This window comes from Hydrogenimonas sp. (assembly GCF_029933015.1).
Taxonomy (GTDB): Bacteria; Campylobacterota; Campylobacteria; order Campylobacterales; family Hydrogenimonadaceae; genus Hydrogenimonas.
The window spans coordinates 17,127-28,959 of record NZ_JAOZOZ010000002.1; the positions used below are offsets into that span (position 1 = coordinate 17,127).

General features: G+C 54.7%; 14 protein-coding genes. 7 read left to right on the top strand and 7 right to left on the bottom strand.

Annotation, left to right across the window (positions count from 1 at the left end; all coding sequences use genetic code 11):
- Positions 1 to 95: 95 nt before the first annotated feature.
- On the bottom strand, positions 96 to 821 hold the full coding sequence (gene kdsB, locus Q1K23_RS00370) for a 3-deoxy-manno-octulosonate cytidylyltransferase (RefSeq protein ID WP_300360938.1): 726 nt from the start codon (positions 819 to 821) through the stop codon (positions 96 to 98).
- A gap of 46 nt (positions 822 to 867) precedes the next feature.
- Between kdsB and Q1K23_RS00375 the strand changes: the two genes are divergently transcribed.
- Genes Q1K23_RS00375 through trpC form a run of 4 tightly spaced genes read left to right on the top strand, consistent with a single transcriptional unit; the run spans position 868 to position 3,981 of the window.
- Positions 868 to 1,560, top strand: coding sequence for a methyltransferase (locus Q1K23_RS00375; RefSeq protein ID WP_300360941.1), 693 nt, complete (start codon positions 868 to 870; stop codon positions 1,558 to 1,560).
- Positions 1,548 to 1,934, top strand: a complete 387-nt coding sequence (locus Q1K23_RS00380; protein WP_300360944.1) for a YkgJ family cysteine cluster protein — start codon at positions 1,548 to 1,550, stop codon at positions 1,932 to 1,934. The genes Q1K23_RS00375 and Q1K23_RS00380 overlap by 13 nt, the downstream gene beginning before the upstream one ends.
- Complete coding sequence (locus Q1K23_RS00385; RefSeq protein WP_300360946.1) at positions 1,907 to 3,196, top strand: tetratricopeptide repeat protein; 1,290 nt, start codon at positions 1,907 to 1,909, stop codon at positions 3,194 to 3,196. Before Q1K23_RS00380 ends, Q1K23_RS00385 begins: the two co-directional genes overlap by 28 nt.
- Positions 3,193 to 3,981: an indole-3-glycerol phosphate synthase TrpC gene (gene trpC / locus Q1K23_RS00390; protein WP_300360949.1), complete on the top strand. Its 789-nt coding sequence runs from the start codon at positions 3,193 to 3,195 to the stop codon at positions 3,979 to 3,981. The genes Q1K23_RS00385 and trpC overlap by 4 nt, the downstream gene beginning before the upstream one ends.
- Positions 3,982 to 3,985: 4 nt before the next feature.
- On the opposite strand, the gene Q1K23_RS00395 is transcribed toward trpC, so the two are convergent.
- Positions 3,986 to 4,633: a phosphoribosyltransferase gene (locus Q1K23_RS00395; RefSeq protein WP_300360951.1), complete on the bottom strand. Its 648-nt coding sequence runs from the start codon at positions 4,631 to 4,633 to the stop codon at positions 3,986 to 3,988.
- Between the two features lie 133 nt (positions 4,634 to 4,766).
- The gene (locus tag Q1K23_RS00400; RefSeq protein ID WP_300360954.1) at positions 4,767 to 5,216 is read right to left on the bottom strand and encodes a GatB/YqeY domain-containing protein; all 450 of its coding nucleotides are present in this window, start codon (positions 5,214 to 5,216) and stop codon (positions 4,767 to 4,769) included.
- Positions 5,217 to 5,292: 76 nt separating this feature from the next.
- On the opposite strand from Q1K23_RS00400, the gene flgH reads away from it, so the two are divergent.
- Positions 5,293 to 5,994, top strand: coding sequence for a flagellar basal body L-ring protein FlgH (gene flgH, locus Q1K23_RS00405; protein WP_300360956.1), 702 nt, complete (start codon positions 5,293 to 5,295; stop codon positions 5,992 to 5,994).
- Here flgH and Q1K23_RS00410 read toward each other — a convergent pair whose 3' ends face one another.
- Complete coding sequence (locus Q1K23_RS00410; protein ID WP_300360958.1) at positions 5,995 to 7,554, bottom strand: FIST N-terminal domain-containing protein; 1,560 nt, start codon at positions 7,552 to 7,554, stop codon at positions 5,995 to 5,997.
- 91 nt (positions 7,555 to 7,645) lie between these two features.
- Here Q1K23_RS00410 and Q1K23_RS00415 point away from each other — a divergent pair, with 91 nt between their 5' ends.
- Positions 7,646 to 7,921: a hypothetical protein gene (locus tag Q1K23_RS00415; protein ID WP_300360961.1), complete on the top strand. Its 276-nt coding sequence runs from the start codon at positions 7,646 to 7,648 to the stop codon at positions 7,919 to 7,921.
- Between the two features lies 1 nt (position 7,922).
- Here Q1K23_RS00415 and nspC read toward each other — a convergent pair whose 3' ends face one another.
- Positions 7,923 to 9,059, bottom strand: a complete 1,137-nt coding sequence (nspC, locus tag Q1K23_RS00420; RefSeq protein ID WP_300360963.1) for a carboxynorspermidine decarboxylase — start codon at positions 9,057 to 9,059, stop codon at positions 7,923 to 7,925.
- Between the two features lie 67 nt (positions 9,060 to 9,126).
- Entirely contained in the window at positions 9,127 to 10,341 is a 1,215-nt protein-coding gene (locus Q1K23_RS00425) for a saccharopine dehydrogenase family protein (protein ID WP_300360965.1), read from the bottom strand.
- A 97-nt stretch (positions 10,342 to 10,438) separates the two neighbouring features.
- On the opposite strand from Q1K23_RS00425, the gene hemH reads away from it, so the two are divergent.
- Complete coding sequence (hemH, locus tag Q1K23_RS00430; protein ID WP_300360967.1) at positions 10,439 to 11,380, top strand: ferrochelatase; 942 nt, start codon at positions 10,439 to 10,441, stop codon at positions 11,378 to 11,380.
- A gap of 14 nt (positions 11,381 to 11,394) precedes the next feature.
- On the opposite strand, the gene Q1K23_RS00435 is transcribed toward hemH, so the two are convergent.
- Entirely contained in the window at positions 11,395 to 11,712 is a 318-nt protein-coding gene (locus Q1K23_RS00435) for a hypothetical protein (RefSeq protein WP_300360970.1), read from the bottom strand.
- Positions 11,713 to 11,833: the final 121 nt, after the last annotated feature.

The following is an 11,833-nucleotide window of genomic DNA, read 5'->3' on the forward strand; positions in this document are numbered from 1 at the left end:
TTCAGAGCAGAACGAACCAAAAAGAGGTGCTCGGATAAAAGTCAAAGAAGGGAAAACGGCATAACAGTCAACCGTGTCCCATTCCCCGTTCACTCTCATCCCCGCTCCCTCATCATCTTCATCGCCCGTTCCAGATCTTCGGGGGTGTCGATCCCGAAACTCTTCGTCTCCACTTCCGCCATGGCGATTTCGTATCCGTGGGAGAGGGCGCGGAGCTGTTCGAGTTTTTCGACGTGCTCCAGCGGAGCGTGGGGAAGGGCGCAGAACTTTTCGAGCATTTTGCGTGTAAACCCGTAGAGGCCCAGATGACCTTTGAGGCTTTTCAGGGTTCCCTCTCTGTCGAAAGGGATGGGGCTGCGGGAGAAGTAGAGGGCGAAACCGCATTCGTCGGTGACCACCTTGACGAGATTGGGATTTTCCGCCTCTTCTTTGCTCACCGTTTTGTAGAGGGAGGAGATCATCGTACGCTCCTCTTTTCTATGTTTCCTGACCAGATCGACCAGCGTTTCGACCACCTCCGGCTCGATGAAGGGCTCGTCGGCCTGGACGTTGACGATGATTTCATCGCTGTCCAGCCCCAGACGTGCCGCCGCTTCGTTGATGCGGTCGGTACCGCTCAGGTGCTCGGAACTGGTCATGACGGTTCTGATCCCCTCTTTTTCGCAGACTTCGGCGACCTCCCGGCTATCGGTGGCCACGACCACGTCGTCGACTTTCGCGACGGTTCGTGCCGTGGCGACCACCATCGGGACGCCGTCGATTTCGGCGAGGACTTTTCTGGGGAAACGGGTGGAAGCGATACGCGCCGGAATGATAATCATCTCATGAACCTTTTTTGCTATAATTCTACCAAAAATCGGGGGTTCGGTGCTTTTCTATCAGCCGCAGGACGGATACCGCTTCAACAGCGACTCCATGTTTCTCTACGACTTCATCGCCTCCTTCTCTCCCAGGGGCGACCTGCTGGATGTGGGGTGCGGTGTGGGTGTCATCGGTCTGCTTCTGGCGCGGGATTTTCCGATCCGTCTGACACTGGTGGAAAAGCAGGAGAAGATGGCGTTTTTCGCGGAGAGAAACATCCGTGCCAACGGAATCGACGCCGAACTGGTCCATGGCGATTTTCTCGCTTTCGACACCGACAGACGTTTCGATTTCATCGTCTCGAACCCTCCTTTCTACCATCCGGACGTCATCCAGAGCGAAGACGAGCATATACGGATATGCCGTTACAACGACCATCTGCCCATCGACGCCTTTTTCAAAAAGGTGAAGTCGCTGCTGGCACCCCGGGGACGTTTCATCTTCTGCTACGACGCCGCGCAGGTGGGCGATCTTCTCCCACGGCTGACGGAAGTGGGGCTGCGGGCGGAGGATATGCGTTTCATCCATCCCAAAAGAGAGCGGCCCGCGAAACTGGTTCTCGTCCATGCGCGCAACAACTCCAGGGCACGCACGAAAGTCTGGCCTCCTTTCATCGTTTTCGAAGGGGAGGTCTATGGGGAGGAGGCGCAGGCCGTATTTAAAAAAGCAAGGACACATACGCTAAAATGTCAGATTTGATAACGAAAGAGGGTTTCGACTTCGCGTTCGATCCGAAAGCCTGTGAAACGTGTGCGGGAAACTGCTGTATCGGCGAGAGCGGCCGTATCTGGGTCAGCGTCCAGAAGATACCGGAGATGGCCGCTTTCTTGAATCTCGATCCCGATACGTTCATTAAGCGCTATCTGGAAAAAGTAGGGTATCGTTTCAGTATCAGGGAGAAAGTGGTCGTCGAAGGCGAATACGACTGCATCTTCTACGACCGGGTAAAACGCCGGTGCGAAATCTATCCGGTCCGGCCCATACAGTGCCGCACCTATCCCTTCTGGGACTATTTCAAAGAAAACGAAGAGGAATTGAGAAAAGAATGTCCAGGTATCTGTCAGCCTTCCTAACACTGTTTCTGCTTTTGACCGGATGTTCCCAGAAGTCTCCGCATCCCGGCATCGCGCCGGAAGCGAAGTACAAGGCCTTCGACTACGAGTACGACTACATCATCCACGCCCTCTACTACAAGGAGCATGGGGATTACGGCAGAGCCTATATCATGTTCGACGAGCTCTACCGCAAGACGGGCAATCCCGAATACAAGATCGAATCCATCAAACTTCTCATCGCCGGCAAACGGTACGAGGATGCGCTGAAACAGCTGACGGCATTGATCGAAAAGTATCCCGACAACGTCACGCTATACAGACTCATGACAGTCGCCCAGCTGCGGTTGAACAGGGCGGAAGAGGCACTGGCCAGCGCCAAAAAAGTGGTCGAGCTGGAACCGGAAAACGTCCAGAACATCGATCTGCTCGCGTCTATCTATCTGATCAAGGGGATGAACCAGAAGGCGTACGATGTCTACGAGAGCTACTATTCGACCCATCACGACGATACGACGGTCGTCAAGATGGCGTCGATCCTCTATCATCAGTACAAAAAGCCCCAGGATGCCATCAGGCTTCTGGAGACGCACAGCAAGATGATCGGCTGCACCGAAAACGTATGTCTCTTTCTCGCCGAACTCTACCGCCAGAACAACGATCTGGAAAATCTCGCCGATGTCTACGCCCGCATGTACGACGCGACGAAATCCTCCGAATACGCCCAGAAAGCGGCGGAAATCTACGCCTACAAAAAGGAGTTCGACAAGGCCGAAAAACTGCTGATCGAATCCAAAGCCGACGACAAACTGCTTCTGGCCATCTACAAACACACCAAAGCCTACGAAAAAGCGGCGAAACTGGCCAAAGATCTCTACGACCAGACCCTCGATCCGCTCTGGCTCGCCGAGTACGGAGTGCTCCTCTACGAAGCCGCTCCGAAAAAGGATGATCCCAAACTTCTCAAAAAGGTGATACGTCTGCTCTCCGAGGCTTTCAAGGAGGGGGTCGACGATCCGCTCTACTACAACTATCTGGGCTATCTGCTGATCGATCACGACATCGACGTGAAGTGGGGTGTGGATCTGGTCAAAAAAGCCCTCAGAGCCGAACCCGATTCGGCCTTCTACATCGATTCGCTGGCGTGGGGGCACTACAAACTGGGAGAGTGCCAAAAAGCCTACAACGAAATGAAGAAGGTGATCGACAAACTTGGCCTCAAAGACGAAGAGATCAAAGCCCACTGGAAAAAAATAGAAAAATGCAGGAGTCGAAAGAAGTGATACTGGATGAAATCATAGCCCGGACGAAAATCGATCTGGAGAAGAAGAAGAAAGAGTTTCCGATGGAGTGGTTGGGACGCTCTCTGGCCTACAATCCCTACCCGCCCAGAGACGTGCACAAGGTGCTCAAATCGACACCGGAGAATCCCTACCGCATCATCGCCGAAGTCAAAAAGGCGAGCCCCTCCAAGGGTGTCATACGGGAAGATTTCGATCCGCTCACGATCGGCAAGGCCTACGAGGAGGGCGGGGCGGACGCTCTGTCGGTGCTGACCGAGCCCCACTACTTTCAAGGAGACATCGAGTATCTGACGATGCTGCGCCGCTACGTTCCGATGCCGCTGCTGCGCAAGGATTTCATCATCGACAGGTACCAGCTCGTCGAGGCCCTCGTCTACGGGGCCGATTTCGTACTGCTCATCGCCAAGGCGCTGACGCGCAAGGAGCTCAAGAATCTGCTGGAATACACATGGCATCTGGGGATGGAGGCGCTGGTGGAGATCCACGACAAAAAGGATCTGGTCAAGGCGATCTTCGCCGGGGCCAACATCATCGGCATCAACCATCGCAATCTCGAAACCTTCGAGATGGATATGAGCCTCAGCGAACGGCTCATTCCGATGATCCCCAACAGCAAGATCATCGTCGCAGAAAGCGGCATCCACGATCACGAACAGGTGAAACATCTGCACGACGTGGGTGCCGACGCTTTTCTGGTCGGAGAGCACTTCATGCGCCAGGACGATATCGCCGGCGCTTTGAGAAAACTCAAATACGGAGAGTGAGGCGTCAGCTCTCTTTCGCTTTTTTGAGCAGTTCGATCACCTCTTCGTCGCTGGTCTGATCGAATTTTTCATAATGGGCGCCCACAGCCCAGAAGGGTTCGGGCGTCTCCAGCACCACCACTCTGTCCGCCAGACGTTCCATCTCGTCAAGGGTATCCGCCGGGGCGACGGGCACGGCGACGATGATGGCTGCCGGATTCTGCTCCCGTATGGCCGCCAGGGCCGCTTTCATCGTGTATCCCGTGGCGATCCCGTCGTCGATCAGGATGACCGTTTTGCCTTCGAGATGTTTCAGGGGATTTTGTGATCCGCGGTAGAGCTCCTGCCTGCGGTGAAGCTCCTCCCGCTCTTCGGCGACCACCTGGTCGAGATACCTCTTGTCCACTCCGAGCCGATAGACCGCCTCCTCGTTCAGTACGACCCTTTCGGGTTCCCCCTCCACCAGAGCGCCGATGGCGAACTCCTTGTTGAAGGGTGCACCGAGTTTGCGTACGATGATGACATCCAGCGGAGCGTGCAGCCGTTTGGCCACCTCATAGGCTACCGGTACGCCGCCGCGGGGAAGCGCCAGGATGATCGGATTTTCGAAAGGGCCGGCCGATTCGAGGGCCTCGGCCAGTCTCTCTCCCGCTTCGACTCTGTCTATAAACATTTGCACTCCTTCTTTTTATGTTTGTTTAAGATATAGCATAATTTAAGATTTTTTTCAAGTTTTCTGAAGTAACGAAGAGGATATTCGGAAGAGAAGGGGACCGTATCCGTTACGGATACGGCGAAGAGGTGTATCAGGCGTTCAGAAGCTCTTTGGCGATCTGGTTGATCACCTTTCCTTCGGCACGGCTGCCGATTTTGGCTTTGGCGGCGCCCATGACCTTGCCCATATCTTTCATACCCGAGGCGCCCGTTTCGGCGATGATCTCTTTGAGGATCTCTCTCACTTCGTCGTCGCTCATCGGTTCGGGCAGGTAGCTGCGCAGTACCTCCAGCTCCTTTTCGTTCTTCTCCACCAGATCTTCGCGGCCTCCGCTTTTGAACTGCTCGATGGCGTCGTTGCGCTGCTTGATCTGCTTGACGAGGATCGCCTCGATATCGGCGTCGCTGAGCTCTTTGCGCTCGTCTACCTCGATCTGTTTGATGGCGCTCATGACAAAACGTATCACGTCGCGTTTGAACGTATCTTTCTCTTTCATCGCCGTTTTGAGATCGGCCTGAAGTCTCTCTTTGAGTTGGCTCATTTCTTTCCTTCCTGGAACAGTTTTTGCTGTCGTTATACATAGATTTGGACCGAATTATACCAAAAGGACGAAGTCAATGCGAAAGATCGAAAGTCTGGCACTTCTGTCGGCGATCCTGCTCTACAGCGGATGCAGTACGCATCAGGCCGATGCGAAGATCGATTTCAAACCGCCGAAATATGTGGAGCAGGTGCCACCCAGAGAGGAGCTTAGAGGTCTCTACAATCCCGGAAGCCTTTTTGGACGCGGTGACAATCCCGTCTTTTCCGACAAGAAAGCGATGAACATCAACGATATCGTCACGGTCGTCATCGACGAAAACATTCTCTCTTCATCCAGCGGTGCCAAAAAGATCGCGAAAAAGACAGACGACAACCTCGGAGGCGCCGTATTCGCCGGCGGTCCCGGAAGCCTGGCGACACAGGCCAACAAAGTGAGCGACATCAGCGTCGGCATCAACTCCTCCAACACGTTCGCCGCCCAGGGTTCCAACACCCGCAAAGAGAAGTTCACGACGACCATCTCCGCACGGATCATCAAGATTCTCGAAAACGGCAACTATTTCATCGATGGCAGGAGGGAGATGCTCATCGACGGACAGAAACAGATCCTTCACGTCAATGGCGTCATACGGCCGGAAGATATCACCCAGACCAACATGATCGATTCCAAATATATCGCCGATGCGAAGATTCTCTACGAAACCCAGGGAGATATCAAAGAGGCGACGGAGAAAGGGTGGGGTACCAAAGCGATCGAATCGGTCTGGCCATTCTGATCACTCCGGTTCCACTTCCTGGATGATCGCGATGGCCCCCCGTGTGATGCCTTGATGTGTCACGGGAATCGTATCGATGCGTACCGTGATATTTTTGCCGCTGACGGGGTCGATGACCGATCCGACTTTCGAATGAAATTTTTCGTTCAGCCCCTCTTGCAGGAGTGAGACGATCCACTGCTCCATCCTCTCCAAATCCCGTCCGGAGGCCAGTTTGACATCGAGTCCAAGTAGGGTGGAGGCTTTCGTGTTGCAGCTTTCCATAAGCAGATTTCTGTCATAAAGGAGCACGCCGTGGGGAAACTCCTCCATCAAAAGCCCAAGCGCGCCCACTCTCAGTTCCAGCTCTTCGAACATGACGCGGCTCAGATGGCTCAGGGTATCCGAAAGGAGATTGACCTCTTCGGGGGCGTCCAGAGGGAATCTTCTGCACTCCTTTTCCACGCTTCCGGCCTTCTGTTTCGTTTCGCTCAGCCCGAGTACGACCATCGACTGGTTCAGAAGATAGCTTTTGCCCTCTTTGTAGAAAAACTGTCCGTACCCGAAATATCCTACGGTCGTGGCGGTCTTGGAGAGCGTATCGAGCCCGTTGTAGAGACGCTCTTTGTTGAGAAGCTGCTGGGAAGCGTCCGAAAAGAGGAAGAAAGTTTCGAAATCTCCCTTTTCGGAAAATTTGGGGAAACAGAAAGTGGAGGAGGATTTTTTGTCGATATATCCGAATTTCCATCGACACTCGGGATCGATGTTTCCTGTGTAGCGGATCGATCCGTCCTCATAGAGGGATGTCACGTTTCTGGCGATCTGCAATCCCTCTTTTTCCGTGACCAGGGCTATCTCCAGACCCGAAAGAGGAAATTTGTCGACGAAATCCCGCCCCAGATAGTGGGCGTACATCTCCGCCGCGATCCGGCCATTGATTTCATAGACTCTGTTTTTTCTGGCGGAAGTGATCTCGAGATCGGGTCCGACGGCACGCAGATCGACGACCGCTTCCATCGCGACGGTGAGATGGGAGCCGCTGAGTCCGATGGCTACCGCGCCTTTGGTGATGGTCTGGTCGTTGTGGATGAGGATGGTTTCGAAAAACTTTCCGTAATCGGCCGCCAGACCCCCGCAGATCGGAACGTTTTTGGCGACCGAGGAGACACCCTCGAGGAGCTCTTCGGGGTTGATCTGGAGCGTGTCGCAAAAGAGCAGCAGAAGCTTCGTATCGCGTTTGAGAACCTTTTTGGCCAGAAGTTTTCCCGCGTCCGTCGTCTGCTCCTCCTCGATCTCTCCGAGAGAAAAGCCGGTCACTTTCGTTTTGTCGAAAGTCGTGATGGCGATGATGGTTTTGTGTTCGCTGAAAGCGTTGTTGTGGATATCTCCGAAAGTCGTGACACCTACGATGACGGCGTCGGGAAAGAAGATCTGGACCTCTCTGGCGATCTTCTCGAGCATCGAACGTGACCGGTAGGTGCTGTAGATCTGTACCAGGATCGATTTCGCGCAGTTGATCTCATCCGTCGGAAGCAAATGGAACGTCAGAACCGATTCGTAGACGACGGAGTAGGTTTTCATGAGGCCCTTTATTTCTATAGTTTGTCACTATAATTATCGGTATTTAAAGAGAGTTTGTTTACCATTTGTTCCAACCGAATAGGAGAAACCATTGAAACTGACGATACAAAACGACACGCTGGAACTCGCCGACGTCAGTCAGCTCTATCCCGCAGCGATGATCCGCTATGCCGACGGTACCATCACACCGATCTCTCTCGAATGGTTCGATAATATGGCGAACCGTGATGTGGAACTTCTACATTATGCCATATGTATCCATTATAAAGAGAAAGAGAGGGAGCCGCTCTTCTATCGATACGACGACAGGGAGGCCCTGGAAGCGGAGATCGTGGAGATTTCCAGGCAGATCGGCGCACAGGGGTGAATCAGGAGAGTCTGTTTTTGAAATCCTCGTAACCGAAGGTTCGGACGATTTTCAATCTCTTCTCTTTGGTCCAGATGGCGATGGATGGGTGCTGTACACCGTTGAAAGTGGTGCTTTTGACCATCGTGTAGTGGATCTGGTCCTCGAAAACGATCTTGTCGCCGATCTTCAGGGGTTCGTCGAAGCTGTAGTCGCCCATGATGTCGCCGGCTAAGCAGGTGTTGCCCCCCAGGCGGTAGGTGTAGGGCTTCTCGCCCGGCTCGCCGGCGCCGCGGACCTCGGCGCGGTAGGGCATCGCCAGGGTGTCGGGCATGTGGGCTTCGGCGCTCACGTCCAAAATGGCGATATCCATACCGTTGTGGACGATGTCGAGCACCGAGGCGACCAGCGGGCCAGTCTGCCACCCCACCGCCTCGCCGGGTTCGAGGTAGACCGTCACGTCGTCATGGCGGGCCTTGAACCCGCGGATCACCTCGATGAGGCGGTCGATGTCGTAATCCTTTCGGGTGATATGGTGGCCGCCGCCGAAGTTGATCCACTTCATTTGCGGGATATATTCACCGAATTTCGCTTCGAAAGCTTCCAAAACCCCTTCCAGCGCGTCGACGTTCTGTTCGCAGAGGGCATGGAAATGCAATCCGTCGAGCTCGTCCAGGATTTCGGGGTCGAAGTTGGCGATGGTGGTACCCAGGCGGCTGTAGAGGCCGCAGGGGTTGTAGAGGTCTACCGGGGCGCTGGAGAACTCCGGGTTGACCCGGATGCCGCAGCTGATCGCCGGGTTGGCCGTTTTGGCCTTTCTCAGAAACCTTCGCACCTGGGCGGGGGAGTTGAAGACAAGATGGTCGCTCAGGCGCGCGATCTCTTCGATCTCCTCCTTTTTGAAAGCGGGGGAGTAGGTGTGTACCTCCTTGCCCATCTCTTCCCTGCCCAGCCGCGCCTCGTGCAGGCCGCTGGCGCTGGTGCCGACCAGGTACTTTCCTACCAGATCGAAGGTGCTCCACATCGCAAAACCCTTCAGCGCCAGCAGAATCTTCGCGCCGCTCTCTTTCTGAACGCGGTCGAGAATTTTCAGGTTGCGCTCCAGCAGCGCCTCTTCGCAGACGTAGCAGGGGGTGGGGACTTGGGAAATATCGAGCATCTCAATCCTTCATGATGTAAAAAGGCCGCCTAAGCGGCCTCCCAATGACCAATGACCAATAACTAATTCACTTCACTTCAAACGTCGCGTCCGGATCCATCTCGATCACATGCCACGGCAGCCCCTGCCTGTTCAGTTCCTCCATGAACGGATCGGGGTCCATCTGCTCCATGTTGACGGTGCCCGGCTTCATCCATCTGCCCTCTACCATCAGTTTGGCGCCGATCATCGCCGGAACGCCGGTGGTGTAGCTCACACACTGGGCGCAGACCTCTTTGTAGGCTTCCTGGTGATCGCAGATGTTGTAGATGTAGACCTTTTTGCGCTCGCCGTTTTTGGTCCCTTCGCAGACGACGCCGATGTTGGTCTTGCCCCGGGTTCTGGGGCCCAGGCTCGCAGGATCCGGCAGCAGCGCCTTGACCACGTGCAGGGGGATGACCTGGCAGCCGTCGACCTCGATGGGGTCGATGCGGGTGAGGCCGATGTTGTCGAGGACCTTGAGGTGGGTCAGGTAGCTTTCGCCAAAGGTCATCCAGAAGCGGATGCGCTTGAGGCCCGGTATGTTCTTGACCAGCGACTCTTCCTCCTCATGATAGAGAAGGTAGCTGTCCTTGGGGCCGATCTGCGGATAGTCCCAGACCATTTTTATCTCCATCGGCTCGGTCTCTTTCCACTCGCCGTTCTCCCAGTATCGCCCTTTGGAGTTGACTTCGCGGATGTTGATCTCGGGGTTGAAGTTGGTGGCGAAGGGGTAGCCGTGGTCACCCGCGTTGCAGTCGAGGATGTCGATATACTCGATCTCGTCGAAGTAGTGTTTGAGGGCGTAGGCGCAAAAGACGTTGGTGACGCCCGGATCGAAGCCGCTTCCCAGCAGCGCCATGAGCCCCTTTTCCCTGAAGTCGGGGTCTTTTGCCCACTGCTCTTTGTACTCGAACTTCGCCGTGTCGGGGTGCTCGTAGTTGGCCGTGTCGAGGTAGTGCACACCGGTCAGCAGGCAGGCGTCCATGATGCTAAGATCCTGGTAGGGCAGAGCGACGTTGATGACCATGTAGGGGTCGACCTCTTTTATCAGTTGTACCAGCTCTTCGACGTTGTCGGCGTCGACTTTGGCCACTTCTATCTCGATGCCCTGGCGCTCTTTGATCTCGTCGCGGATCTGTTCGCACTTCTCCAGCGTGCGGCTGGCGAGGGTGATATGCGTAAAAACTTCGCTGTTCTGGGCGCATTTGTGCGCCACCACGCGTCCGACGCCGCCGGCTCCGACAATCAAAACTCTGCTCATGATACGCTCCCGCAGTGAAAATATCCGTTATTATACCAGCCGCGATTTCGATATAATCCCATAATTTTTTGGAGAGTGGAAAAATTTGGAAAAAAAGATGAAAAAAGCGATCATATTAATGAATATGGGCGGTGCCTCCAATCTCGACGAGATCGAAATCTTCATGCGGAACATGTTCAACGACCACCGTATCATCGGGGCTCCGCCTTTTGTCAGAAGACCCCTGGCAGACTTCATCACGACATCCCGGCTGGAAGAGGTGAAAGAGAACTACCGGCAGCTCGGCGGGGGCTCGCCGCTGCTGGCCATCACCCGCAGGGTCCAGGAGAAGCTTCAGGAGCGCATCGAGGATGCGATCGTCGAGGTGATCATGCGCTATACGCCGCCGTTCGCGATGGAGGTGCTGAAGAGACTGAAGGAAGAGGGTGTCGAAAAGCTCTACCTGATCCCGATGTATCCGCAGTTTTCCACGACGACGACCGCCTCCTCCATCGAGGATATCCGGGCCTCGGCCCGGGCCATGGGCTACCATCCGACGATCGTGAGTCTCCTGCACTACCACGACTTTAAACCCTGGCTCGAGGCGGTCGAGGAGCGGATCGTCGAGGCGCTGGGCGATACCGACCCGAAGAGTCTGACAATGGTCTTTTCGGCCCACGGCCTGCCAAAGCGGGTCGTCAAAAAGGGAGATCCCTACCAGAAACAGGTCGAAGAGGAGGTGGCGCTCCATACGAAGCGTCTGAAAGCAAAAGGGGTGGAGTTTTCACAGGTCCATCTGGCCTATCAGTCCAAAGTGGGACCTCTGGCGTGGCTGACACCCTCGCTGGAGAGAATGCTCGAAGAGATCAAAAACAGAAGGGTTCTGATCTATCCGATCTCCTTCACGATCGACAACAGCGAAACCCTTTTCGAGCTCGACATCGAGTATCGTGAAGAGGCGGAAAAACTGGGGTTCGAATATTACAAAGTATGCCGCTGCCCGAACGACTCGGAGAGTTTCATCCGAGTACTTGAGCTGCTTTATCGAAGAATGGGGTAGGGGAGGGGTTGGATTCAGCCGGCCGCGGCTTCGAGGTGTTTTTCGGCGATCTCTCTGAGTGCGTCGCACAGAACGCGCCGTTTGTGTTCGATGACGGGAATCGAGCGTATCTCCTCCTCTTTTTCGTGATAGAGTGCGATACCTTCGTCGATCATCTCTTCGAGCAGTGCGTCGGTGATGGTATCCGTCGTCATCTGCATATCGTCGAGAAGGCATTTGACCACGCCCATACCCACGATTTTCGTGTAGGGGTGGTTGCGTATCATCGTGCGGAGTCTCGGATATTTCGTTCCGATGATCTTCACGACTTTCGCGTTGAGTTCATGCATCATGATCTCCTCCTTTTTTAAAAATACCTACCGTCGCTGCGAGGCCACTTGCAGCGGTGACGGTACGTTCTTCGGCAACCTGTGATAAAAAAACGATCCCCGGCCCACATGATATCGGGCGCAT

What these genes read in the sequence shown, in the direction of transcription:
- kdsB (WP_300360938.1), bottom strand. Translation starts at nt 821, where the DNA reads ATGATTATCATTCCGGCGCGTATCGCTTCCACCCGTTTCCCCAGAAAA.
- Q1K23_RS00380 (WP_300360944.1), top strand. Translation starts at nt 1,548, where the DNA reads ATGTCAGATTTGATAACGAAAGAGGGTTTCGACTTCGCGTTCGATCCG.
- Q1K23_RS00385 (WP_300360946.1), top strand. Translation starts at nt 1,907, where the DNA reads ATGTCCAGGTATCTGTCAGCCTTCCTAACACTGTTTCTGCTTTTGACC.
- Q1K23_RS00395 (WP_300360951.1), bottom strand. Translation starts at nt 4,633, where the DNA reads ATGTTTATAGACAGAGTCGAAGCGGGAGAGAGACTGGCCGAGGCCCTC.
- Q1K23_RS00400 (WP_300360954.1), bottom strand. Translation starts at nt 5,216, where the DNA reads ATGAGCCAACTCAAAGAGAGACTTCAGGCCGATCTCAAAACGGCGATG.
- flgH (WP_300360956.1), top strand. Translation starts at nt 5,293, where the DNA reads ATGCGAAAGATCGAAAGTCTGGCACTTCTGTCGGCGATCCTGCTCTAC.
- Q1K23_RS00410 (WP_300360958.1), bottom strand. Translation starts at nt 7,554, where the DNA reads ATGAAAACCTACTCCGTCGTCTACGAATCGGTTCTGACGTTCCATTTG.
- nspC (WP_300360963.1), bottom strand. Translation starts at nt 9,059, where the DNA reads ATGCTCGATATTTCCCAAGTCCCCACCCCCTGCTACGTCTGCGAAGAG.
- Q1K23_RS00425 (WP_300360965.1), bottom strand. Translation starts at nt 10,341, where the DNA reads ATGAGCAGAGTTTTGATTGTCGGAGCCGGCGGCGTCGGACGCGTGGTG.
- hemH (WP_300360967.1), top strand. Translation starts at nt 10,439, where the DNA reads ATGAAAAAAGCGATCATATTAATGAATATGGGCGGTGCCTCCAATCTC.
- Q1K23_RS00435 (WP_300360970.1), bottom strand. Translation starts at nt 11,712, where the DNA reads ATGATGCATGAACTCAACGCGAAAGTCGTGAAGATCATCGGAACGAAA.